This window comes from Lysinibacillus sp. OL1, from assembly GCF_004332175.1.
Classification (GTDB): Bacteria; Bacillota; Bacilli; order Bacillales_A; family Planococcaceae; genus Lysinibacillus; species Lysinibacillus capsici.
Genome location: NZ_SJDS01000001.1, coordinates 384,942 through 410,492, shown reverse-complemented (window position 1 = coordinate 410,492; position 25,551 = coordinate 384,942). Strand labels below are relative to the sequence as shown.

The 25,551-nt window shown below is 38.5% G+C and carries 27 protein-coding genes; 4 read left to right on the top strand and 23 right to left on the bottom strand.

All coding sequences use genetic code 11. The annotated features are described in order from the left end of the window. Positions 1-25 precede the first annotated feature (25 nt). From EW028_RS02065 to EW028_RS02050, 4 genes are read right to left on the bottom strand one after another with little or no spacing between them, the layout of a single operon-like run. Positions 26-1,606 carry an ABC transporter substrate-binding protein gene (locus EW028_RS02065; RefSeq protein ID WP_066037684.1) on the bottom strand — a complete coding sequence of 527 codons (1,581 nt, stop codon included), beginning with the start codon at positions 1,604-1,606 and terminating at the stop codon, positions 26-28. Positions 1,607-1,638: 32 nt separating this feature from the next. Further along, positions 1,639-2,430: an IclR family transcriptional regulator gene (locus EW028_RS02060; protein ID WP_066037683.1), complete on the bottom strand. Its 792-nt coding sequence runs from the start codon at positions 2,428-2,430 to the stop codon at positions 1,639-1,641. Beyond that, positions 2,427-3,404: an ABC transporter ATP-binding protein gene (locus EW028_RS02055; protein WP_066037682.1), complete on the bottom strand. Its 978-nt coding sequence runs from the start codon at positions 3,402-3,404 to the stop codon at positions 2,427-2,429. Before EW028_RS02055 ends, EW028_RS02060 begins: the two co-directional genes overlap by 4 nt. Next, positions 3,379-4,392 carry an ABC transporter ATP-binding protein gene (locus EW028_RS02050; protein ID WP_193767300.1) on the bottom strand — a complete coding sequence of 338 codons (1,014 nt, stop codon included), beginning with the start codon at positions 4,390-4,392 and terminating at the stop codon, positions 3,379-3,381. The genes EW028_RS02055 and EW028_RS02050 overlap by 26 nt, the downstream gene beginning before the upstream one ends. A gap of 483 nt (positions 4,393-4,875) precedes the next feature. Here EW028_RS02050 and EW028_RS02045 point away from each other — a divergent pair, with 483 nt between their 5' ends. From EW028_RS02045 to EW028_RS02035, 4 genes are all read left to right on the top strand, one after another. Beyond that, the gene (locus EW028_RS02045; protein ID WP_004269332.1) at positions 4,876-5,337 is read left to right on the top strand and encodes a chemotaxis protein CheX; all 462 of its coding nucleotides are present in this window, start codon (positions 4,876-4,878) and stop codon (positions 5,335-5,337) included. A 332-nt stretch (positions 5,338-5,669) separates the two neighbouring features. Further along, on the top strand, positions 5,670-5,792 hold the full coding sequence (locus EW028_RS25770; protein WP_009370491.1) for a hypothetical protein: 123 nt from the start codon (positions 5,670-5,672) through the stop codon (positions 5,790-5,792). Positions 5,793-5,816: 24 nt separating this feature from the next. Next, positions 5,817-6,308 (top strand): cupredoxin domain-containing protein, encoded by a 492-nt coding sequence (locus EW028_RS02040; protein ID WP_004269330.1) that lies wholly within the window; start codon positions 5,817-5,819, stop codon positions 6,306-6,308. Beyond that, positions 6,295-7,956 carry a b(o/a)3-type cytochrome-c oxidase subunit 1 gene (locus EW028_RS02035; protein WP_066037680.1) on the top strand — a complete coding sequence of 554 codons (1,662 nt, stop codon included), beginning with the start codon at positions 6,295-6,297 and terminating at the stop codon, positions 7,954-7,956. Before EW028_RS02040 ends, EW028_RS02035 begins: the two co-directional genes overlap by 14 nt. Positions 7,957-8,130: 174 nt before the next feature. Here EW028_RS02035 and EW028_RS02030 read toward each other — a convergent pair whose 3' ends face one another. From EW028_RS02030 to EW028_RS01940, 19 genes are all read right to left on the bottom strand, one after another. Then, positions 8,131-8,397 carry a hypothetical protein gene (locus EW028_RS02030; protein WP_066037679.1) on the bottom strand — a complete coding sequence of 89 codons (267 nt, stop codon included), beginning with the start codon at positions 8,395-8,397 and terminating at the stop codon, positions 8,131-8,133. Between the two features lie 361 nt (positions 8,398-8,758). Beyond that, positions 8,759-10,255, bottom strand: coding sequence for a carboxypeptidase M32 (locus EW028_RS02025; RefSeq protein WP_131519739.1), 1,497 nt, complete (start codon positions 10,253-10,255; stop codon positions 8,759-8,761). A 76-nt stretch (positions 10,256-10,331) separates the two neighbouring features. Continuing rightward, positions 10,332-11,426 (bottom strand): helix-turn-helix domain-containing protein, encoded by a 1,095-nt coding sequence (locus EW028_RS02020; protein WP_131519738.1) that lies wholly within the window; start codon positions 11,424-11,426, stop codon positions 10,332-10,334. Positions 11,427-11,691: 265 nt separating this feature from the next. Beyond that, entirely contained in the window at positions 11,692-12,639 is a 948-nt protein-coding gene (mdh, locus tag EW028_RS02015; RefSeq protein ID WP_016991928.1) for a malate dehydrogenase, read from the bottom strand. Continuing rightward, positions 12,639-13,007, bottom strand: coding sequence for a BMC domain-containing protein (locus EW028_RS02010; protein ID WP_016991930.1), 369 nt, complete (start codon positions 13,005-13,007; stop codon positions 12,639-12,641). The genes mdh and EW028_RS02010 overlap by 1 nt, the downstream gene beginning before the upstream one ends. Continuing rightward, positions 13,000-13,284, bottom strand: a complete 285-nt coding sequence (locus EW028_RS02005) for a EutN/CcmL family microcompartment protein (RefSeq protein WP_054550780.1) — start codon at positions 13,282-13,284, stop codon at positions 13,000-13,002. Before EW028_RS02005 ends, EW028_RS02010 begins: the two co-directional genes overlap by 8 nt. 36 nt (positions 13,285-13,320) lie before the next feature. Beyond that, positions 13,321-14,190 (bottom strand): phosphate propanoyltransferase, encoded by an 870-nt coding sequence (locus EW028_RS02000; RefSeq protein WP_131519737.1) that lies wholly within the window; start codon positions 14,188-14,190, stop codon positions 13,321-13,323. Positions 14,191-14,202: 12 nt separating this feature from the next. Continuing rightward, positions 14,203-14,793 carry a phosphate propanoyltransferase gene (locus tag EW028_RS01995; RefSeq protein WP_054550779.1) on the bottom strand — a complete coding sequence of 197 codons (591 nt, stop codon included), beginning with the start codon at positions 14,791-14,793 and terminating at the stop codon, positions 14,203-14,205. A gap of 127 nt (positions 14,794-14,920) precedes the next feature. After that, entirely contained in the window at positions 14,921-15,199 is a 279-nt protein-coding gene (locus tag EW028_RS01990; protein WP_004269321.1) for a BMC domain-containing protein, read from the bottom strand. A gap of 20 nt (positions 15,200-15,219) precedes the next feature. Beyond that, entirely contained in the window at positions 15,220-16,710 is a 1,491-nt protein-coding gene (locus EW028_RS01985) for an aldehyde dehydrogenase family protein (RefSeq protein WP_131519736.1), read from the bottom strand. Positions 16,711-16,725: 15 nt separating this feature from the next. After that, positions 16,726-17,376, bottom strand: coding sequence for an ethanolamine utilization microcompartment protein EutL (gene eutL, locus EW028_RS01980; protein ID WP_036077522.1), 651 nt, complete (start codon positions 17,374-17,376; stop codon positions 16,726-16,728). Positions 17,377-17,387: 11 nt separating this feature from the next. Then, positions 17,388-18,398, bottom strand: coding sequence for an ethanolamine ammonia-lyase subunit EutC (eutC, locus tag EW028_RS01975; RefSeq protein ID WP_054550777.1), 1,011 nt, complete (start codon positions 18,396-18,398; stop codon positions 17,388-17,390). A gap of 9 nt (positions 18,399-18,407) precedes the next feature. Beyond that, positions 18,408-19,778, bottom strand: a complete 1,371-nt coding sequence (locus tag EW028_RS01970) for an ethanolamine ammonia-lyase subunit EutB (protein ID WP_131519735.1) — start codon at positions 19,776-19,778, stop codon at positions 18,408-18,410. Positions 19,779-19,783: 5 nt separating this feature from the next. Next, positions 19,784-21,205 (bottom strand): ethanolamine ammonia-lyase reactivating factor EutA, encoded by a 1,422-nt coding sequence (locus EW028_RS01965; protein WP_131519734.1) that lies wholly within the window; start codon positions 21,203-21,205, stop codon positions 19,784-19,786. Between the two features lie 17 nt (positions 21,206-21,222). Next, a complete protein-coding gene (locus tag EW028_RS01960) occupies positions 21,223-21,723 on the bottom strand; it encodes a EutP/PduV family microcompartment system protein (protein WP_054550775.1) in 501 nt (166 codons plus the stop codon). Between the two features lie 10 nt (positions 21,724-21,733). Next, positions 21,734-22,075: an ethanolamine utilization microcompartment protein EutS gene (gene eutS / locus EW028_RS01955; protein ID WP_004269314.1), complete on the bottom strand. Its 342-nt coding sequence runs from the start codon at positions 22,073-22,075 to the stop codon at positions 21,734-21,736. Between the two features lie 26 nt (positions 22,076-22,101). After that, positions 22,102-23,346: an ethanolamine utilization protein EutH gene (eutH, locus tag EW028_RS01950; protein ID WP_016991938.1), complete on the bottom strand. Its 1,245-nt coding sequence runs from the start codon at positions 23,344-23,346 to the stop codon at positions 22,102-22,104. 83 nt (positions 23,347-23,429) lie between these two features. Then, on the bottom strand, positions 23,430-24,008 hold the full coding sequence (locus tag EW028_RS01945; RefSeq protein ID WP_004269312.1) for an ANTAR domain-containing response regulator: 579 nt from the start codon (positions 24,006-24,008) through the stop codon (positions 23,430-23,432). After that, complete coding sequence (locus EW028_RS01940) at positions 24,001-25,407, bottom strand: sensor histidine kinase (protein WP_016991941.1); 1,407 nt, start codon at positions 25,405-25,407, stop codon at positions 24,001-24,003. Before EW028_RS01940 ends, EW028_RS01945 begins: the two co-directional genes overlap by 8 nt. Positions 25,408-25,551: the final 144 nt, after the last annotated feature.

The following is a 25,551-nucleotide window of genomic DNA, read 5'->3' as shown; positions in this document are numbered from 1 at the left end:
AGCATACTATCTCATAATTTTTTACTTACTCGACAGTGACACCTTCAAATCTAAAGCGGCCATCATGAGGTGGTTGGAAATCTTTTATTCGTTTATTCACTGCGTATATTTCAACCTCAGAATATAAATTAACTTCTGTAGCATCTTCATATAACACTTCTGTCAGCTCTTTAAAGATTTTTTGACGCTCCTCATTATTAATCGTTGCTCGCTCTGCCGTTAATAATTGTTCAACTTTTTCATTTTTATAGGATGGATTCCAGAATTCCCCTTCGTGATACATTAAATAAGCTGTATTATCAAAATCTAAAGTCCAACCACCCCAGCCATTTTTATACATTTGACCAGCTTTCCCTTGTGGTATTAACTCTGATTGGAATGTAGTATTTTCCACACTATTAATAGAAACTTTTAATCCCACTTCTTGTAAATAAAATGCTACTGCTTGGGCTATTTCTTTAAAAGTTCCATCCGTACCTGGAATAAAGAATTCAAGAGTAGTACCTTCAGGAACCTTAGCTTCGGCAAGTAATTTTTTTGCTTTTTCTGGATCATATGGATATGGCTCTAAATCTTTGTTATAGCCAAAAGATAGATTACTTTGGAACGAACTAATGAGGTTGCCATAGCCACCTAAAATTTCTTTCACTATTGTTTCCTTATCAATGGCATAGTTAATCGCTTGACGAACACGTACATCATCTACAGGCTTTTGTGCTGTATCAAAACGAATTGAATACGCTGTAGGAGTGGACACATCCTTTAATTCAATGAAATCAGTTCCTTCTGCTGTTGCTGCTTGCGAAACCTCTAAACGTGTCATAATATCAATATTTCCTGTTTGTAATTCTGCCAGTGCCGTCGCTGTTTCTGGAATCACTTTAAATGTTACTTTATCTAGTTTAATAGCATCTTTATTCCAATAATCTTCATATCGCTCAATAACTACTTGTTTATCACGTTGATAATCAGTCATTTTAAATGGACCCGTACCAACCGGCTTCATGTCAAAATTCTCTGCACCCTGTTCTTGGATATATTTAGGTGGTACGATGACAGCACCATATCCTGAAAGTTTAGTCAATAATACTGGGTCAATGGCATTTAGGTGCATAGTGACTTCATAGTCACCTGTCACTTCAACATTGTCAATCGACGTATAGTTTGAATATTGCGGTCCTTGTTGACCTTCTTCTCCTAGTAGACGATCAAATGTAAATTTAACTGCTTCCGCATTAAACGGTTCGCCATTATGGAAGGTAACACCTTGTCGTAATTTAAACACAATCGTTTTATCATCTATATATTCCCATGATTCCGCTAACCCTGGTTGAATTTCTAAATCTAAAGAACGACTTACTAATCCTTCAAATATCGATGTTGCTACTGTACTCCAAGCAAGTAAAAATGTATCAATTGGGTCCCAGTTTTGTGGGTCTCCTGCCACACGAATAACTAATTCATTTCCACGTGTTGCTGCTGGATTATCACCAGATGATTTGCTACTATTTTTACTTTCGTCTTTTGATGATGTACCGCCACTACATGCTGTTAAAACAACCATCATACAAACAAGTAATAGCGCAATCCATTTTTGTTTCTTCATACATTGTTCATCCCCTTTTGTATTTGTGCTATCTATACGCCATAAGGATATGGCATCGAATAACCTAGTTCAGCAGATATTGAAGCTGCCGTTTCCCACAGACCTTCTAAAAATGCATTTATTTTTTCTTTTGGTATGAGTGTCTCTATGCCCGCTATACTAATCGAGTATTCTACTTTGCGTTCGCTATTGAAAATCGGTACGGCTATTGATACAGTGCCTTCTTCCAATTCTGACACGCTGTAGGCATAGCCATTTTTTTTTCCAAATTCAATTAGTTCGAATATCTCTTCATCAGTAACAGGTGTTCCACTAGCATATTTTTTACGAGTTTTTTGAAGTACCTCACTAATTTTTTCTTCTGATTGAAAGGATAAAAGTATTCGTGAACAAGCGCCTGCATAAAGAGGTGCTCTTCTCCCCACCCGTGTATATAATAAAACTGGTTTTAAACTTTCGATTTTTTCGATATAAAGACCATCTGTTTCATCCAGTATGCTTAGTTGAACAGCCAAGTCAAACTTCTGTTGCAACATCTTCATATATGGTATAGCCAAAGAACGAATTTCAATTGAATTTGCAGCAATTGCACCTAATTCAATGAGTTTATTCCCAAGTAGATAATGATCACTCAATACTAACTGTCCACCGCTTTGAACGTAAGGACGTTTTAATACGCCTAAATCTGTAAATGTTTTTAAAAACCTATGTAAAGTCGGTTTAGGAATATCTGTTTCGATCGCTAGCTCGTCTAACCGCCAAGAAGGTTTTTCTTCAGTAAATAACGTTAAAATATTAATACCTTTTTCCAATGTTTTGCTCATGTTAATCGCTCCATTTGCTCTTCATAAAGTAAACAGGAAACTTCATGCTTATCGCCAATTTTTTTTAATTTTGGAGGTGTCACTTTACATATTTCCATGCAGTTTGGGCATCGTGTATGGAATGTACAGCCCGATGGTGGATTAGCAGGATTGGGAACATCTCCACTTAGCACAATTCGCTCCTTTATTTTTGAAGGATGAGATTTTGGTAATGCCGATAGTAAAGCTTTTGTGTATGGATGTTTAGGATTATTAAATAATTCGTGTTTATCTGCCATTTCCACTAACTTACCTAAGTACATTACCCCTATGCGGTCACAAAAATGATGCACTACACTTAAATCATGTGATATGAAAATGTAGGTAAGGTTCATTTCCTTTTTTAAATCTTTCATAATATTTAATACTTGAGATTGAATGGAAACATCCAGAGCAGATACTGGTTCATCTGCAACAATCAATTTTGGATTGGACACTAATGCTCTAGCAATTCCAATCCGTTGTCTTTGACCACCCGAAAATTCATGTGGAAAACGTTCTAACTGCTTTTGTGTAAGTCCAACCTGTTTGGCTACTTCATAAACGCGTTGTTTTCTCTCTTCCTTTGTACCTATTCCAAAATTCACCAAAGGTTCTTCGATTATTTTAAACACCTTCATACGAGGATTAAGGGAAGAAAAAGGATCTTGAAAGATGATTTGCATATCACGGCGCTTTTGACGTACCTCTTTTGGGCTAAGAGTGGCAATATTTTCTCCATTCAGTAAAATTTCACCCTCAGTAGGTGTTAGAAGTTGAATTAATGTTTTACCCATAGTGGACTTCCCGCACCCAGACTCTCCGACAATTCCTAAAACCTCACCCTCATTTACAAAAAATGAAACATCATCTACTGCTTTTAAATGACCTGAACGTGATCCTTTAACTGAAAAATATTTCTTTAAATGTTTAACTTCTAACAATGGACTGCCCATTGACAATTCCCCCTCCTACTTCGTTCTCTTCGTACAGCCAACATCTAACTTTGGTACCCATAGAGGTTGTATATAGATCAGGCTTCTTTTTACATTGATCTGTTGCAAATTCGCAGCGATCGAAAAATCTACAACCTGAAGGCATATCGGATGGTGATGGCACCACCCCTTCAATTGATGGAAGGTACTCTTGTTCTGATTCAATGTCAGGCAATGAATTTAATAACCCCTTTGTATATGGATGCAGCGGATAATTAAACAAATCTAGCACTGTTGCCTCTTCAACAATTTCACCAGCATACATCACAATTACTTTCTCACATATTTCTGCTACTACACCAAGATCATGGGTAATTAAAATGATGGACATATTTAATTTTTCTTGTATGTCTCTCATTAAATCTAAAATCTGAGCCTGGATTGTCACATCTAATGCTGTAGTAGGCTCATCTGCAATTAATATTTCTGGTCCACAAGCCAATGCCATGGCGATCATAACCCTTTGTCGCATTCCTCCTGATAATTGATGAGGATATTCATTTACTACTTTATCTGGTCGAGGAATACCTACGAGACGAAGCATATCAACGGCACGTTCATGAGCTTCTTTCCTTGAAATTTTTTCATGACTATGAATCATTTCCATAATTTGTGAACCAACCTTATATACTGGATTGAGCGAACTCATTGGTTCTTGAAAAATCATAGAAATTTTTTTCCCACGAATCTTTCGCCATTCCTTATTCGATTTTTTATTAATTTGTTTTTGATCTATGTAAACTTCTCCACCTTGCCAGTTAACCCCAGCAGGTAACAATCCCATAAGTGAAAGTGATGTCATGCTTTTTCCACACCCTGATTCCCCTACAATCCCCAAAGTTTTTCCTTTTTCAAGTTGAAATGATACTCCATTCACAATGGCAATATCTTTTTTATTTTGTTGAATACCTATTTTCAAATCGCTTACTTCTAAAATATTCAAACTCATTTCCCCCTCCGTTCCAAAATATGAAACGCGATTCCATTTTTTAAAATCTTAACAGAAAAAACTTAGTTATTTCAATAGTTTTCAGAAAAAAATAAAAATTCCTCTTAATTAAATTATTCTGAAAGAATATTTAATCTAGCGCTGCATTCCTAGAAATACAAAAAAACATGGTCCGAATATTCGGACCATGCCTAAACATGTTTATCAAGTATTAGCTCTTATTTCAAATGTGCAGTTGCCTGGTTCATGACGTATTTTCCAACTCCAATATAGATCACTACAGCTGCTCCAATTAATACGAAAGTCATTGCGAACCGCTCCTTCTTAGTTATTTTTCGTTAAGTTTTCAGACGTTTACATTGAATTTGAAAATCATTCTCATTAATATATTATAAATTTCATGTGAATTCGTCAAGACATACTTTCATCTTACCCTTTTTACATGGTAAGATGTAGAAAAGTCGGAAAAAGGATGCGGTAATGATGAGTAATTCGAAGTACTTTCAAACTATTTTAAACGGGACAATTCACGCTTTAAAAACCATTCTTCCTATGGATATAGAAGTAAAGTCGCCTAGTATTATTTCTGAACCCTTTCAACAGCAACAAATGGGCGTATTAATTGGCTTAATCGGAGATTTAAAGGGACGCGTCATCATTGACTCCTCTCCCGAAGTGTTCAGCGGGATCGGTAGTACCATGTTTGGTATGCCGCTTGAAGGAGAAATGCTAGAATCTTTTACAGGGGAATTTGGTAACATGATTGCAGGAAATTTATGTACAGCTGTTGGGCAAGAAAGCTTAGAAATTGATATCACTCCGCCAACGGTGATGGTGGGCAATACAAAATTATATGGCTTTGAAAAGGCATTTGCACTCCCAGTTTCGGTCCCAAGCGTCGGTGCCCTAACAGTTCTATTAACAATTGAAGAAGAAGCGGAATAGCGCTTAGTAGGTTTTAGTCTGTTACAAATAAGACATTATATGCAAGACATTCAGCATTTATTTGTAAGATTTGCCGTTCGCTCAAAAGGAATAAGAAGGACTGTTCTCCTTCCTTAAAATCTACTATTTTTATTAAAAAAAGTTTATTATAATCATTAAACAAGCCATCTCAATGACTTTTGAGATGGCTTGTTTTTTTTCTCTCTTAAATTCTTCACACTTTTTTCACATAATTCCCCTAGAAGTGTGATTTTTTTCACATCAAAATGTAGGGGATTTTTATATGATGACAGTAAGAAACACAACAATAAAAAAGCGTAGGAGGAGCAAAAATGGCAAATAAAAAGAAGTCAGATGAAAATTTAAAAGGTTCACTCTATGCAGTTTTTGGAGTAGGTATTATCATCATTTTACTTTGGGTGTACTGCTTCGATTTGTTCATTGGACGGTTTTAATCTACGAAGAAGGGACAGAAATATATGCACATACATAAGTATGAGAAATACTGGCTTGTGTTTGGAGTTACCACTTTAGTGGCATTCCTGATCATTCTCGGTATCGGAGCATTTCATCAAGGCTCCCATCCAAACAATGGTAAAAAAACACTAGATTACGAGAAAGTGAAAGAGACAGCGCCTTTTGATAATCCAGGTGTCCATAAGGTTGAAGGTAAAGATTGGGATTACGAAGTGGTAGTAGTTGCTTCTGCATTCAATTATAATCCTCCACAAATTGAGGTTCCACTTGGTGCGAAAGTGAAATTTATCGCGACAAGCGAGGATGTTATGCATGGTTTTGAGGTTGCAGGTACGAATATCAATATGATGCTTGAGCCTGGCTATATTTCGGAATATGTAACAGAAGTCAATAAGGTCGGCGAGTTTTTAATCGTATGTAATGAGTATTGTGGTACAGGACATACGATGATGCACTCTATGCTAAAGGTGGTGGATTCAAATGAGTCACACTAATTCAATGACAAAAGTGGATCGTCGAGATGCAAAGCTAGCAATGGCACACATTTACGTGGCATTTATCGCATTGTTATTAGGTGGTCTTGCAGGTTTATTACAGGTTTTTGTACGTTCTGGTCAATTTACTTTACCAGCAGGCATTGGTTATTATCAAGTATTAACAGTTCATGGTGTATTACTCGGTCTTATATTAACTACATTCTTTATTTACGGCTTCCAAATTGCAAGTGTAAGTCGAACTTCTGGTACATTCACTGATACTCAGAGAAGACTTGGCTGGATTGGTTTCTGGTTAATGACGATCGGTACAGCTGCTGCCGCAACGATGGTGTTATTGAATAAAGCAACTGTTCTTTATACATTCTATGCACCATTAAAGGCACATTGGATTTTCTATTTAGGTCTTACATTAGTCGTAGTTGGTTCTTGGGTTGGTGGAGCAGGTCAAATTTTACGCTATGTCCAATGGCGCAAAGAAAATAAAGCGAGTGGACAACGCAGCCCGTTACTATCATTTATGGTAGTTGTTAATAATTTAATGTGGTTCGTGGCAACGCTTGGTGTTGCAGCTTCAGTTTTAATTCAATTGTTACCATGGTCCTTAGGTTTAATTGAACGTGTCGATGTGGCATTATCACGTACCCTTTTCTGGTATTTTGGTCATGCACTTGTATACTTCTGGTTATTACCTGCCTATATGGTTTGGTACGTGATTATTCCAAAAGTAATTGGCGGAAAAATTTTCTCCGATTCTTTAGCAAGACTTTCGTTTATGCTGTTCTTACTCTTCTCTATTCCTGTTGGGATTCACCATCAGTTAACAGAGCCTGGTATTGATGGTACATGGAAGTTCATTCAAGTTGTTTTAACATTTGCTGTAATCGTGCCTTCTCTCATGACAGCCTTCTCGATGTTTGCAATGTTCGAGTTACGTGGACGTGAATTAGGTGGCAAAGGACTATTTGGTTGGTTTAAAAAATTACCTTGGAAGGATGCTCGTTTCTTCGTACCATTTATCGGTATGGTGTCATTTATTCCAGGTGGTGCTGGCGGTATTGTCAATGCCTCTTATCAAATGAACCAATTAATTCATAATACCATTTGGGTTACAGGGCATTTCCATTTAACGATTGCAACAGCTGTTGTGTTAACTTACTTCGGTGCGGCGTTCTGGTTAATTCCACATTTAACAGGTCGTACACTTTCGAAGTCTTTAAATAATCTTAGTAATTTCGCTGGTATCTTATGGGCTACTGGTATGACGATTATGTCTTCTGCAATGCATATTGCTGGTCTGTTCGGCGCACCTCGTCGTTCAGATTACTCCGAATATGGTGGCGCTCAGCAGGCTTATGATTGGATTCCTTATCAAATCGCGCAAGCTGTGGGGGGAACAATCCTCTTTATCGCCATCCTAGTGATCATTTATATCGTCGTGAAATTAGCTTGGTTCGCACCTAAAGGTGACGAAGAATTCCCTGTAGGTGATGTACATGAGCTTAGCGGTCCAACACCAGCTATTTTAGAAAACTTTAAAATCTGGCTTGTTATTTTAGTAGCCTTAATTTTATTCGCTTACACAGTACCAATTATCGATATTATTTCAAACTCACCAGCCGGCTCTAAAGGCTATCAATTGTGGTAAGCATCCAAACGCATCTTCCTATAAAAAAGCGATTTCTCTGTAACGAGAAATCGCTTTTTTCACTTTATAATCAAAGCTTGCTCTTATTGAATGGCATCGATTAAATTTCTAAAGTTCGATAATTTTTGAAACTCTTGTTTTACAAAGCACCTCGTTAACTCAATTAGTAATACATTATTTAACCAACGTTTGAAGACTTATTAACACGGGGGCATACACAATTAGTGGAATAAGCAAAATGACTGCACCAATTTTTCTATTCCCCTTTTGTAATAATAAAATAGTAGTCAAGAAAAATAATGGATAAATAATAAATGTAATTATTAATACACCATCAACTACTTGATATAATTTTCCTGTAAATGCACTTATGAATGGAATTGAAATCCATTCTAGTACGCAAAATGCAATAACCAATATCCACAACCATTTAAGTGTCATCATAATCACCCCTAAATTTTTGATTGGTCAAAAAAGTAAAAACTATATACGGTTCATCATACATAAGCTACACAAGTAAATATTTACTCAATAATCTGGCCAGATTGTTTAACATAATGGTTCACTTTAAAAATGACGCTTTATAATGTTGCACATTATATAAAAAATATTGATGTAACATGAAATGTAGCTTACTTTAAATCTTGACTTGTAATTTTAGTAGCCTTATTATATTCGCTTACACCATTCCAATCTTCGAAATTATTTCAAATTCACCAGCGGGCTCAAAGGCTTTAAGCTTTGGTAAGAATATTTTCAAAGCAACAAGCGATTTCTCATGTTAGAGAAATCGCTTGTTTTTCTATAGCTGATATAGTTTTGTATATTTTTCTTGTAAATAGTCTGCTAGGTACTTAGCATTTAAGCCTTCCCCTGTCGCTTCTTTCAGCAATTCAAATGGCTTTTTCAATGCTCCATATTGATGAACTTTATCAGTTAGCCACTCACGAATAGGTAGTAGCTCTCCCTTTTCTAGTAATTCATCAAAATTAGGAATATCCTTGTCCATCGCATGCTTCCACTGTGCTGCATAAATCATCCCCAATGCATAGGATGGGAAATAGCCAAACATACCGCCTGACCAATGCATGTCTTGTAATACTCCCTGTGCATCTGTCTCAGGACGAATACCTAAATATTCCTCATATTTATCATTCCATACCTGTGGTAGATCCTTCGCCTGTAAATTCCCATTGAACAGGTCACGTTCAATTTCATAGCGAATCATGATATGTAATGGATATGTTAGTTCATCTGCTTCAATGCGAATCAAAGATGGTTCTACCATATTAATGGCACGTAAAAAATCAGCTAACGCTACATCACCAAATTGAGCTGGTGAAAAATGCTGAAGACGTCCGTAGTTATGCTCCCAGAACTTTTCATTTCTGCCGACAAAGTTTTCATAAAATAATGATTGGGATTCATGAATCCCCATCGATGTACCAGTCGCTAATGGCAGTCCTGCAAGCTTCTCATCAATATTTTGTTCATACATCGCATGACCGCACTCATGAATTGTGCCAAAAATAGCTGAACGGAAATCATTTTCATCATATTTCGTCGTAATACGCGCATCACCATAGTTTAAGCCAATCATGAATGGATGGACACTTTCATCCAAGCGACCAGCATCGAAGTCATAGCCGAGCTGCGCAAGCAATTCTAACGATAATTCACGCTGTGCCTCACGCGGGAAATGCTTAAATAACATTGCAGTATCGGGTTTATTCGATGAATGAGCAATTTTTTGGACAAGCGTCACAATAGACTCTCGTAATTCACCAAATACTTGATCTACGACATCTGTTGTCATATCTGGCTCATATAAATCTAGTAATGTATTGTATGGAGATCCATTTTTAATGCCCCAATATTGAATGAATTTTTTCTGCCATTGTATGATTTCTTCTAGGTATGGTAGGAATAGAGCAAAATTATTCGTCGCCTTCGCTTCTTCCCAAGCCGTTTCTGCCTTCGATTGAAGAATGACGAATTCTTTGTATTCATTCGCAGGGATTTTTTTATTTTGATCGTAATTCTTTCTTACTTCTTCTACTAAACGTAGTGTTACATAGTCAAGATCAGCTTTTTGTGCCTCTAATGCTGCTAAAAGCTCTCCTAGTTCTTCACTCGTCTGCATATCAAATAAGGAGGCTGATAATGTACCAATTACCTCAGAACGTTGTGCTAACCCCTTTTTCGGTGCACCCGTCCGCATATCCCAATAAATCACATTGAGCGCTTCCTCATAATGCTGCATTTTCTTCACATAGTCTGTAAATTGTTGAACAGTCATGCATTCATCCTCCTTTTCTCGTTATAAGTTTATCATATTTTCGAAAATTTTGTATATTGCGGACTTTCTAGGATAATTATTCAGAATATTCCTTTTTTATCTTCTCTATTATTTTGATGTATTGTCTATCCCCTAATCCATAGTGTGGAAATAGGGAAAACAATTGCTTTAACAGGTCATTTTGAGATAGATTGAGGTGTTTTTTTATATACGTAGTGATCTCATTCTCTTCATTTAAATAGCTGAAAAATAATTGAATTCCCTGATACATGACAGGTATAAGCGTTGTCTTGGGTAGACGATGGTGCATTAAGACCTTTTGATAGACCTCCCCATACGGTCCAAGTTCTATCTCTGTTTCTTCCACATCATAGGTCATTTCCTTGACCATATAATAATAGACTTTGCCTTGATACCTTTGTTGCTCTAGGAAAGCAAGGACGGTCAATAAATTCATCTGACAAAACATATCATCTCCAAACCATAAAACAATACATTTATAGTCATTTGTTAACAATGGCTTCAACGGCTTCAATGTCACCTGCTCATATTGCTGTAAAGACACCTCATGCCCTATAGCACGCAGTTTATTAAATTCTTCACTGAAAATCGGACTAATCGTTGGATTCGCACACATCGCTTCATTGAAGGGAACGTAATCACTGTTGCCCATTAATTGTTGTTTTGCGAACTCCTCATACATCATTTGACCATTTAATACATTCAATAGCTCTTGATCGTATTGCACATTCATCTTCTCTTGTAATGCTTCAATTTTTAATTTCTGAGAAATATCCATCGTCAACCATCCTCCATCATCCTGTAATCTCAACTTTACAAAGGTTTGTAAAGTTTGAGGAGACTTTCTGTAATCATTCGGACTTATACCAAAATACCTTTTAAAAGCTCTAGAAAAGGATTCCTGCGATGAAAAGCCGTAGTGAAAGGCGATGTCGATTATTTTCTTTTGGGGATCTTTTAATGCAATAGTAGAAAGATAAATTTTACGTAGTGATCTATATTTTTTAATCGTCATCCCTGTCGTCTGATGGAATTTAAAAGAACAGTAATAAGGAGAATAACCTATATCCTTTCCTAATTGCTCTAATGAAAATCCTTCTAATAGATGACGCTCAATCCAATCAATCATCTCCTGTACAATGTTGTTCATCCACATCCCTCCTAATTTCATTATAGTAGAGGCGATAATTTTTTTTATGATATAAGTTGTGAATAAAAAAACTGTAGCAAACTTTAAGTCTGCTACAGTTTCTGCTCCCATAACTAGAGGAGAGCTTTCTATATAATTGGGGATTTATACTAGCCTTCAAGTCATGTTCGGTTTCCAATCAAACATTTTTTGAGCTATCATGAAGTTTTATTGGAAAGAAAGTTGGGGATCCTTTCGATCCATTGAAAAATAGAGTCTGTATACTCTATTCAATGTTTTGGCAAATAGCAATTACCTGTTTCACAGCCTCTGCAGAGTGCTGAAGGGCTGTTTGTTCTTCATTTGTTAGGTGCAATTCGATGACAGATTCGATGCCATTGCCACCTAAAATAGTTGGTACCCCTAAAAAGAGATCGTGGTACCCATATTCTCCTTCTAATAGGGCAATAGAAGGGATAATTTTTCGTTGATCTTTGATAATAATTTCAACCATTTGGGCACACGCTGCGGCTGGAGCATAGTAGGCACTACCATTACCTAGTAAGCCAACAATTTCACCGCCGCCTTTACGCGTACGCTCCACGATTTGCTGTAGTCGTTCCTGAGGAATTAGTTTCTCTAATGGAATGCCGCCTGCATAGGAATAACGGATTAATGGAACCATTTCATCGCCATGTCCTCCTAGGACGAAGCCTGATACATCCTCTGGTGCAATGTGAAGCTCCTGCGCCACAAACGTGTTGAAGCGAGCTGTATCTAACACACCAGATTGACCGATGATACGATTTTTGGCAAAGCCTGTTTCCTTATGACACACATACGTCATGGCATCAACAGGATTACTCAACACAACAACAATACTATTTGGAGCATAGTGTTTAATTTGTCTTGAAACCTGTTGAATAATTTTAGCATTTGTTGTGACTAAGTCATCACGACTCATCCCTGGTTTACGTGGAATACCTGCTGTAATGACAACAATATCCGCACCTGCGATATCTTCATATTGACTCGTGCCTTTAATGGACACATTGAATTTTTCGATTGGGCCTGTTTGTAGCAAATCCAAAGCTTTCCCTTTTGTCGGGTTCTCGGCCTCTGGAATATCAACAAGCACTACATCGCCTAATTCTTTCTGTGCTAAAAATAAACTCAGTGTGGAACCGGTGTGGCCTGCTCCAATAACAGCGATTTTATTTTTACGAAATGCCATTATGCCTCACCTCGATTATCTGTCGCTGATGTTGTTTCTGTTGTTTTTTTAGCACGCGTTGCTGCTGGTGCAGAGACAGCCTTTTTCTTTGGTGCCTCTGGTCCTTTAATCATTTTAAAGACATCTTCATCAGGTCTCGGAATGACGTGAGCGCCTAATAATTCACCAACACGCATAGCGGCTGCTTTTCCAGCCTCTACTGCGGCTTGTACAGAACCTACGTCACCCTTCACGACAATCGTCACGATGCCACCATCCACAAACTCTTGTTTGACGATTGTGACGTCTGACGCTTTAATCATCGCATCAGCAGCTTCATAAGAGCCTACTAATCCTTTTGTTTCGATCATTCCAATTGCGCTACTCATTGCCCTCACCTCTCATTACTTCCGTAGAATCAATAATACCAATGACAACTGCATCAATCGGTAACGGATTATCTTTCATGATATAGCGAGATGACCCACCACTTGTAATCAGGACATCATCACCAATACCCGCTCCTATACGATCAGCTGCAACCATTTCTGTGCGAATCGGCTGTTGATTGGAATCAATAGGTTGAATGATTAGTAGCTTTAAACCATTCAGTCCCTCTTCCTTGCGTGTTGCCCATACACTGCCTATCACTCTTCCCATTTGCATGAACTTCACCCTCTTTATGCGACACACATTGTCTAACTAATCTGAACGAATCGTTAATGTTTTATTTAACTCTCGCAGCTTATCATAAGCCAATGCTGTCACAATGGTTTTCTTTGGAACGACAATTTCTTGTGCATCGATATCGAGCACTTCTATTTGTGAAAGTAGCTTTTTGTCATAATGATAGACGGACGGTTGCTCTAGTTTCTGTACGACTGGCGACTGCTCTTTCACAGTGATCATAGGTTCACTTACTTGATGATGCACGATTTCTGCAAGCGTTCCTTGTTGAATTAACCCTGCATTTGCTTCATCTGTATCAATATGCATTTCTAAGCGATAGCGCTCTGAAACACGGATAACCACATTCGATAAAATAATCGGGCGAATACCTTCTACCTTAATTTGGACAGATTGCCCATCTACGACTTGGAATCTCGCACTATCCGCTGGGGACATATGAATATGTGCCTGTGCAATAATGAGGCCTTCATTTAACACAACACTTCCCTTTGGACCAATTAATGTAACAGGACTGGAACCTTGAATATCACCAGAAATTCTTAATGGTGGCTTCAGACCTAATTTCATAGCATCTGTCCAGCTTACTTCCACTTGCGATAAGGAACGAGCGGGACCAAGAATACGCACGCGCTCAATTGACCCTTTTGGACCTGCAATTACTACAGTTTCCTCCGCAGCAAATTGCCCTGGCTGTGAAAGCTCGAATTTCGGTGTGAGCTGATAATTTTCACCAAAGAGCTGTTCCACTTCTGCTTGTGCAAGATGGACATGGCGGGCAGATACACCAATCGGAATTTTACCGTCATGTGGAGGGGAAGATTGATTTTTTAAGACCTGTTGCAGAACTTCTTCCACAATTTTTTGCACTAAATTTTCTTGCATCTTGCCTCCTCCTTACGATGATACTTTTATTAATTTACCCTGTGCCTGCTGTTCGATAAAACCAGCATTTGCTTCATCTGTATCAATGTGCATTTCCAGACTAAAATCATTGGAAACACGTACAACGACACCTCGGAAAGTGACAGGTCGATCACTTACAACTTCTACTGAAACTAATTCATTATTGCGTACTTCCAATGCTTTGGCATCTTCCTCAGTCATATGAATATGCGCTTGCGCAATGATGACTCCCTGCTGGATCTCTATTTCTTTGTCTTGAGAAAGTATTTTAATGCCCGCAGAATTGTCTATATCACCTGATTGGCGTAAAGGTGGTGTCACTCCTAGCTTCATGGCATCAGTGCGGCTTACCTCTACTTGGGTTGCTGGTCTTACAGGTCCAAGGACACGGACATTATGAATAACGCCTTTAGGTCCCTCAATAGAGACGCGCTCTTTTGCAGCAAATTGCCCTGGCTGTGATAAGTCGAAATCTTTCGTTAGGGTTGCATTTGGACCAAAAAGTGCTTGTAAATCCGCTTCACTTAGATGGATATGACGAGCCGAAATGGCCACTGGAAAAGTTTTTGTTGCTGTTGTCATGTTAGCCACCTCTTTATTTTGTTGATTATTTTATCAGGACAAGGTGAGAGCTGTTCTAGAGTTAGATCCAGCTCTCTTCTATAAATGGTAGTTATTTTTCCATCTATAGCGTTTGAAAGAACATGAATTATGCTTCTGCTTTTGGTAAAATCATTTCTAATTCGTGGTGTGGACGTGGAATTACATGGACAGATAATAGCTCTCCTACACGTTGTGCTGCTGCTGCCCCTGCATCTGTTGCTGCTTTTACTGCACCTACATCACCACGTACAAGAACTGTTACGATCCCGCCACCTACATGTACTTTGCCTACTAAATTAACGCTTGCTGCCTTTACCATTGCGTCTGCTGCTTCAATTGCTCCTACTAAACCTTTTGTTTCTACCATTCCTAATGCTGTACTCATTTGTCATTCCTCCAAATAATTTATTTATTTTGTAATGTGATTTGTTTTAATACTTGATCGACAATTTGTTGAACCATCGTTGTATCAAGAGTAGGTTCTTGTGAAACTACCGATTCAACAACGGACTGTACTTCGAATTCTGGTTTTGGCACTTCGACATCTTTAATGCCATACGCCATACGTTTGATATTTAATAAATGTCTTGCTGTAATGTTGTCTGACGTAATATTGCCGCCAAATGTCCCACAGCCTAATGTAAAGGATGGTGCTAAGCCCGTTGTGCCACCTACTGCACCAATTGAGGATAATGTATTAACCACAATTCGTGATACTGGTAATTCGACAGAAAATTGCTCTGCTAATGCTGCATTTTCAGTGTGAATTGAGCATGTATGTCCGCGTCCTCCAATATTTAGCAGGTCAATCATCACCTGCTTGGCTTCTGTACTGTTTTCAACAACATAAAGCGCAAAGATTGGTGATAGTTTTTCAAGAGAAAACGGAATATTTTTACCAATCATTGTTTCGAAGCCCACAAGAACTTTTGTATCGTCTGGTACCGTGATACCAACAGAATCAGCTAGGCAAGTAGCTGATTTACCGACAATCTGAGGATTTACTTTCCCAGGAACTGGCGAGATCAATTTTTCCATTTTAGCTTTTTCTTCGGCATTTAATAGATAGGCACCATTTTTCTTTAATTCTGTTTGCACTTGCTCGGCAATCACCTTATCCACAATAATAGCTTGCTCTGTTGCACAGATTGTGCCATTATCGAACGATTTACTTTGCACCAATTGGCGTACAGATTTTTGAATATTAGCCGATTTTTCAATGTAAGCTGGTACATTTCCTGGTCCAACCCCATAGGCAGGTTTGCCAGAGCTATAGGCTGCCTTGACCAATGCACCACCACCCGTAGCTAAAATTAAATGGATGTTTGGATGCTTCATTAGCTGCTGTGTTGCTTCCATGGAGGACATTGTTAAACATTGTAGTAATCCTTCTGGCGCGCCTGCTTTCTCAGCAGCTACTCGACAAATATCTAAAGCCTCTTTTGTACATTTCACTGCATATGGGTGTGGACTAAGCACTAAACCATTTCTCGTTTTTAAAGAAATAAGTGTCTTAAAGATCGCTGTAGAGGTTGGATTTGTTGTTGGTACGATACCAGCAATGACACCAAAAGGACTTGCAATTTCGGCTACTTTTTTCATCCGATCATAGCCCACAATACCAACTGTTTTTAATTCTTTAATATCTTCATAGACATCTCGTGAAGCTACTTCATTTTTCATCTTTTTATGGTTAGGAATACCCATTCCTGTTTCTTGCACAGTCATTTTTGCTAAACGGTCTGCTTCCTTAAAGGCAGCATCCGCGACAGCCTTTACAATGTTGTCTACTTGTTGCTGAGAAAATTGCATATAGGCAGCCTGTGCTGTATTAGCATGTTTAACGGCATCTCTCATTTCCTGAATCGCTAATAAGTCTTTGTCTAATGTGGCCATAAAGCCGCCTCCCTTCTAAATCACTGGGTTTCTAGCTATATTTTCAATAGCTTCTCTGAATGCATGTGCCGCAGCCTCGCATGAAGATTGACTGCCAGTTAATAAGCCGCCCCCAAAATTGGTTTCAGATGGAGGACCAAAGAAAACCTTTAGCTCAACATCTGCAGCCTTTAATGCTGCATCTAATCCAACAACCGCTTCAAGCGGCGGAGCAATTAAATAAGCAAGTGGGGTGCCAACCTTTACATCTGCAAGCTCAGCAAGATACGTCCCACAGCTTGCCACGGTATGGGCAAACAAGGCATGATTGTCATTATTATTAATGGCTTCAAAATACGTATCAAATTCAATTTTTTGTTGAATGGCATCAAGACCACTACGAATTTCATCAGGTGAGCTTCCAGCAATAATACCAATCACTTCACCTGACAATGGACCAGACGCATGTGCCGCTCCAGCATAAAAGCTTTTTGCATAAACAACATCGACATCTGCCTTTTTCGTCGCCTCATCTAAGGCAACATAGCCAACATCGTCGATTGTCAGTGTGACAAGCCCAATGCTATGATGATGTGGCTTTAAATCTAACTGCTCTGCTAGTTCACTGTTGACTCTTGGAATGGTTTGCATCGCCAAGATTTGCGCCATAATTTTTTGAGGATACATATTTCAGCCTCCTAACCTTCTTTTGCGACAAGCTCTACGCCACTTGCCTGATAACGCAGGATTTTTTCTACGACTGTGCCAAGATAAGCTCCCGCTTCTAATGGTGGGATACCACCCTTATGGATATTTGAAATTACCATACGTTCCGCTTCCACTGTCCCAATTCTTGGCTTGTAGCATAAATATGCACTCATCGATTCTGCCGATACGAGCCCTGGACGCTCACCAATTAGATAAACAATAACCTCTGCCTGTAGCAGCTCACCAATCTCATCCATTAAAGCAACACGCCCTTTATCGATATAGAACGTAGTACCAATGTCAATATTTAAATTGCTAAGACTTTGCTGAAGGGCTAAGTAAACATCTTGAACATTCTCCTCAATCGCACTTGCACTCAAGCCATTCGAGATAATAATCTGTACCTTTGGCTGTGGTTTACATTTTTGCTGAATCAATGCCTTTGATTCTTCTGATAAACGACGCCCTAAGTCAGGTCTTGTAATGTATTCCTCTTTATCTGTGACTTTCGTTGTGACCTGAAAGACATCAAGCTTTTGTAAAAGATCTTCTGTCACTTCGCCATATACAGCATCTACCGCAGCAGCATGATCAAGTCGGAATTTTAACCAGGTTTTCGTTTTCGGTCTTGTCCCCGCTCTTCCTACACCAATACGAGCAGGTGTATGTTTCTTAGCAGCCTGCACACTTTCACTTAACGAGCCCGCCTCAAACTGAAAGGGCTTGATCGGCACAGCGTCATTTACTGGTTGTTCGAAAGTAGCAGAAGTAACCGTCGTTACTTGCTGTGGAGCTCCATGCTGATACAGCTGAATTAATGGCTCCTGTGATGTTGCTATAGCTTCTGTTGTTCCTGAAGAACGATTTTCTACTGTATCATAAAATTTAATAAGTGGTTGTTCTGTTGGAGTAGCTGCTATTTCAGGTGTTTGGCTACCTGTACTTTTCTCCATCTTCTCCATGACAAGCTGTGTAATCATAGAAACTAATTGATCATTCACTTGACTCACCTACCTTTCAAAAATGGATAAATCGCCAGCTCTTGCTGACAGTCGACCATTTTCATAAATGCCCATTTTCTCTAACCATGCTAAATACTCTGGTGCTGGTTTTTTACCAAATGTTTGGAGTAATGTAGCCACATCATGGAAGCTCATCGATTGATAGTTGAGCATCACGTCATCGCCCATTGGCGCAGCAATAATAAAGTTAACACCAGCAGCTGTCAGCAATACACTCAAATCTTCCACATCATTTTGGTCTGCCTTAATATGGTTGGTATAACAAATATCTACCCCCATAGGAATACCATGCATTTTGCCCATGAAATGATCTTCGAGACCTGCTCGAATTACTTGTTTATTGTTGTATAAATACTCTGGGCCAATAAAGCCAACTACAGTGTTCACAATATAAGGATTAAAATGTCTAGCAAATCCATAATTGCGCGATTCCAGTGTTACTTGGTCAATACCCATATGTGCCTCTGCCGATAGCTCTGAGCCTTGACCTGTTTCAAAGTAGAATAAATTTGGACCAGTACCTGTTCCTTGTTTTTTAATGAGCTCCTCTGCTTCTCGTATTAAATCAACAGAAATACCGAACGAACGGTTAGCAATTTCTGTGCCTGCGATACTTTGGAAAATCATATCTGCTGGGGCGCCTTGTTTAATTGCCTTCATCTGTGTTGTAATATGAGCTAATACACAGTTTTGCGTAGGAATGGACCAATCATTGATGAATTCCTTTGTAGCCGTAAGCACTTTTTTGACACTTTCAACTGAATCATCTACAGGATTAATGCCGATAACAGCATCCCCAATACCATAGGACAGTCCTTCTTTTAGAGAGGCGATGATGCCATCAATATTATCTGTCGGATGATTTGGCTGTAGACGAGATGACAGAGTCCCTTTTTGACCAATCGTAATATTACACGTTGAAAGTATTTCAACTTTATTGGCTGCATGTACAAGATCTAAATTGGACATTAGTTTTGTAACAGCGGCAATAATCTCGGAATTCATCCCTTTACTTAAACGCTTTAATTCACGATCACCCGTGTCATTTGATAAAATGTATTCACGCAGCTGCTCGATGCTCCAGTTTTTGATTTCTCCATATATTTGCTCATTAATATCGCCCTCAATAATGCGTGAAACCTCATCATTTTCTTGTGGCACTAATGGGTTTTCGCGGATATCTTTAACTAAAAGCTCACTTAATACTGCCTTTGCTGCGATCCGTTGTTGAACCGTCTCAGCGGCAATACCTGCTAGCTGATCGCCTGATTTTTCTTCATTGGCCTTAGCCATAACATCTTTTAATGATTTAAAATTATATTTTTCTCCACCAAATATCACCGATAAGTTCACATTCATCCTCCTTACTTTGAATGGAAGGCAAGAGTCTTCACCACAACAGGAACGACGCCAGATGGCAGAACCTCTCCAATGTCGATGTAATCGCCCGTTTCCACTTTAATTTGATCAATGCAAATAATTGGTACTGTCACATTTATGGCTTGTATGGTCTGTCCAATAATCTTTGCATAATCTGATTGAATGACTATGATAATTGGTATGTCCTTAGAGCATCTTGTCGCCAAATGTAGCAAAATGGCCTGACACAATGCATGTACATCCTGAAAGCTTAAATATGGCAATTCACTAAAATAGAGGGCAAATGGCGAACGATTGTCCTGTATAGAAAATAGATCATTTGCTCTCTCTACTGCTGTCTTCACCGTCGAGTTGAAGTCTGTTGAAGGATCTATATGACAATTGAAGACAGGTACATTTTTTAGTGGTAATACCTGTGCATCCACCTGAATGGTTGCCCCACTGATTTCAGTGGTTTGTGTACCAGCACCAGTCACTGTTGCACGTGCTGTTTCCTCTGGTCGTAACCATAAAAATGATTGTAGCTGTTCATGCTGAATTAGCATTTTCGCTAATTTTTCACCAATATCATCATATTGACGCTGGGTACATTCATTTTCATAAATACAAGAGGCCACACCACCCGTAAAAACGATGGCATCCACAGGTTTATGCCAGTTTGGTAAATGCCCTAGTAATAATGGATGCTTTTCATCTCTGCATTGCCCATGAAGAATCATGGCAAGTGTTTGCACCATTTCTTCAATACAATGTGTCACTCGAATATCTTCGGCCGCATCACCGACCGCTAACGGATTAGTCCATCGTTCCATCAATCGCATGAGTGGCGGAGAAATTGATTGAATCTTGCCATCCTTAAACTCAATCAATCTACCACCAACATGTAAGGTACATGTACCAATGACCTCTCCAAATTGCATAACAGCAATATTCGCTGTCCCTCCACCAATATCGATATTGGCGATGACTTTGGATGAATTCTTTGATTGCTGTAAAGTACCTGCCCCTTTGGCAGCAATGATGCCCTCTAAATCAGGACCTGCGGTAGCAACTAAAAAATGACCTGCGCCATCTGCAATGGTATGGACAACCTCACTTGCATTTTCCTTCGTGGCTGATTCACCAGTAATGATGATGGCCCCAGTTGCAATATCAGATGGAGCAATTTGTGCCAATTGATACTGTTGAGAAATAAATTCCTCTATCTTTTTCATATCAATGATGTCTTTATTGATAAAAGGGGTTCTAATAATTGGACTTTGATGCAACACCGTTTTCTCAATAATTTCAATCCTTGGCACATGTGTTACGCCAGCCACATTCTTTAACAGAAAACTACTGACAACCATTTTTGTGGTACTTGTCCCAATATCAATGCCTGCACTAAATATTTTTTCAGTTTTCACCCTACACCTCCCTCTCGCTACTGTGAGCAATACATGAGATACGGACTATCGCTTTCCTTAACAAATTGTCGAATTTCTTCATTTGTCTGGAGTTGAATCAATGGTTCAATCAATTCAATGCCAAGCTTTTGCCAGGAAGAGGTTTTCACGATAGGGCCCTGCGTCATAACATTTTTTAATAAGGCGGTAGCCCTTTCTACATCTGCATCAGGGGCATCAATCTTGGTAATAACCCCTATTTGTATTTTGGGAATCCCTAAGCTGAATTGCGGAGGGAATACACTCCTTGCTGATGTGGCATCCTGCAAGTAAATCACATGGGTTACTTCCAAAGATGTTGCCATTATATTTCTGTAATACATTGGATTTTCAACATATTCACCTGGTGTATCAACAATCCAGTCATCATAAACGAGTGCTTGTGTTTTGTTGGCACTGCTTTCTTTGCCCAACAATGTATTCATCAATGTTGACTTTCCTGCTTGCACACCGCCTATTATCATTACTCGATTTTTCATATGACACATCCTATGATTTTGTTATTTTTGATGGTGTATAACCTAATACCTCGGATAAAAAACGATTGATTTCTAACATCGCCATTTCTACCTCTGACACACTACCAACAATAACGAGACTACCTGTAAAACGATCTAAAAATCCTAGTTTGACATTGGCAGCCTTTGTTGCTAAGTCTCCTGCAATAATTACCGTTTCACTTGGCGTACAAGTCATAATGCCAAGGGCACCTGCTTCTTGGATACCTAGCTTTTGAAACATTTCTGGATCAGGATTGGCAATAAGGTGACTCAATGTTAGCTGTTTACCCGGCACAAACTCCTGAATAAATCGTTTTTTCTCTTCACTCACACGTCATCACCTCACTTTTTAATCAATTAAGATTTTTGATCTGTTAAATACTCGCCTTCTTTGATAATGCCAGCCTTACGATCTTCAATTTCCAACCTTAATGCAGTTGGTACTGAAAGCTTATAGGCTAAAATTATCGCAATAACTCCCGCTAAAAACTTCCCTGCAATAACAGGTAAAATAATGGTTGGCTGGAAGTTCGCCGTGAATGATAAGTGATCACCTAATAAAAAGGCGGAACATACACCAAATGCAATGTTAATTACTTTGTCTTTTGGTGGCATATGGCGAATTAGTGTAAACATCGCTAAAATGTTCGCAATCGTTGCTAAAATCCCAGCACTTCCTACAGAGGATAAGCCTAATTTTTTACCAGCTGCTTCAAGTGGCTTGGAAGCATACTTTCGAATTAGATACACCATTGGGAAGGCACCCGCTAGCATAATCCCGATATAACCGGCTGTTTCTAATGCTCGGAACTGATCGATTTCATCAGCCATGATTGGATCGAAGCCCCACGCGCCAAAAATCTTTGTAAAAATACCTGTAAAAATCTCAACAATAGAGAACACTAACACCAATTTAATTCCCGCATCCATTACACGACCGAATACCATGAAGCCAGTAATCATGCCGTTTGGAATAAGCTTTAAGCCTAGTGCGATTAAGATAACGAAAATGAATAAAGGTAGTAAGTTAATTAATATTTGTAAAACAGAAATGGCAAATACATATGTAGGAGCCTCTGTTGTACTAATGACTTCACGTACTTCTGTGTTGAATAGCACAATCATGATCGAAGAAATAAATGCACCAATCGGAATTGTTAAAACGCCAGCCATAATTCCTAGCGCCATGTATTTATGATCACGCTTATCCAACATCGCAAGGCCCATTGGAATTGAGAATACAATAGTAGCACCTGACATAAAACCAACAACAAGAGCCATTACCCATCCCTCATAAGACTCCTTTAATGCATTGGCTAATTGGTAACCACCCATGTCCGAGGCTAAAATCGTCGTCGCTGCAATCGCAGGATCTGCGCCAATTAACTCAAAAATCGGACTAATAAAATGACTAATAAACCATGTTAAGTAAGGTATAGCTGCCATGATCCCTGCTGCTGGGACAAAAATATGACCAACCGTATGGATCCCATTCATAAATTCTTTCCCAATTCCATACTCAGCATCTCGGATAGCTCCGATTGCCCCTAAAACAGCACAAATCATAATAATATAAACGATAACCGTTCCTATCATTGCCATCTTACTCATCACCCCTTTTTTATTTATAAATTTATATAAAAAAAGGCACTTTAAAGAAGAAATCTCTTTAAAGCGCCTTTGCTTCAACTATTGACTTGTAAGTTGTTAATAATTTGCTGTGCAATATGCACCATTTCCTGTTGTGTTTGCATGCTTTCATTGCGAATCTTACGGTAAGCCTCGTCCTCGCTTATATTTTCAGCCTGCATCAGTAAGCCCTTCGCTCGTTCAATGACTTTTCGCTTATCTAATTGTGTTTGCTTATGTAAGATCTCCCCATTGAGACGGTTGAATTTATCAATTTGATGAAAAGCAACCTCAAGCACAGGCAACACATTTTTTTCAGAAAACGGTTTCATTACATATCCTAATATATTATCCTGCTTCATGTATAGCAACAATTCTTTTTCACTATAGGCCGAGATGAAAAGAACAGGTATACCAAGCTGTTGTTCAATAATTTTACTTGCCTTTAAACCGTCAAGTTTAGGCATTTTAATGTCCATTAAGATTAACTGTGGTTTATGTAAAAAGGCTAATTCAATGGCTGTTTCCCCATTGTTCGCTTGAGCTACAACTTCGTAGCCGTTATCTTCTAACATAAACTTCAAATCAATCGCAATCAGTGATTCATCTTCGACAATCATAACTTTCCTAGTCATTTACGATAAATACCTCCTCACTTACAGGGAACTGAATTTGAGTATGTGTACCTTCATTACTAGGGATAATTGAAAATGAGCCAGCTAAATCATATTCTACAAGCCTTGTGATAATCTCCATACCAAAAGATGCCTTCACCTCTTGCATTCCAACGCCGTTGTCAGAAATATGAAGCGAAATTGTAGAATCTTCCTGAATGAATTGAATATCGATAACTCCTTCATCACGTCCGATAAACGCATACTTTAATGCATTTTGCAGTAGCTCACAAATAATGAGTGCTAAAGAGACTGCCTTTTTTGAATGGCAGAACAGCTGCAAATTTTCATGATGAAAGGCTAGTTGAATAGTTGCTGTATTAGACGTACCAATCATTTTATGACCAATTTTTTTAGCTAATGCGATAACGTCTACTCTTTCTTCAGCGTTATCTTCATTTTCTAAAATCAGCTCATACACCGATGAAATACTATAGATTCGATTTAATGCCTCTTGAAACGCACTTGCATTTGAAGCAGACAGATCATTTCGCATTTGTAAACGTAATAGACTTGTCACTGTCTGAAGATTGTTTTTCACGCGATGGTGAATTTCTCGTATCGCAAATGTTTTCATCATTAGCTCATTTTCTTTCAGCTTAAGCTCTGTTAGATCATGAATAATGAGTAGCGTGACTTTCTCGTTATGACTGCGAATAGGAATCTTCTTCACAATAAAGGACTTACGATCAATCGTAATTTCTAGGAAAAAGACATCGTCGCCTTTATCATAGACCTCCTGTAAAAAAGGTAAGATTTTATCCAACGCTATATTGTCAAAATTTTCTAATCCAGATAGCTCCGAAATAAAATGATAGCCTGCTGGATTACTATAAATCACTTTATTTTCGTGATTTGTGAGAATAATCGACTCTACGAGTAAATCAGAAACAACTGGAATTGGTTGAGAATTAGGTTCGACAATATGCTCAATTAATGCAAACGGCATATTTTGAAAATCATCCTTCGGTGTCGTTTGCATCTTCACCATTTTTTCCTGAATCAACACAGCAATTACTTGCTGCTGCTCATTAAAAATGGGAATGACATTTTGCTCCACCGTTATGCCTTCCTGCGTAATTGCTCTGGAAATGGATGATTTTTCTTTATGTTTAAACGCAGCAAATACGGCTGGTTCAAAACTTTCAAATACGAATTTTCCGATAACTGATTTTTCGTATAAACCAATCTCTTTCTTCGGGAATGCCTCTGCCACAACAATTGCATGCGGTAAATTCTCCAACAGGCAATCTATGAACATGTAACAATCAGTCAACTCAGCATAATACGTTAGCGTAGCCTCTATTTCTATTAACTTGTCAATATCCGTTGCCGATAGATTTGTATATTTTCTACACAATGATTGAATGTTCGACAGGTTTAAGCCCCCTATCAAGGAATAGTCAGCAAGCAATTTGACTATTCTTAAAAATCTTTGTCATTATTATAAACCTTTTGTGAAATTATTTTCAATATAAAAAATATATTCTTTCACAAGATTTCG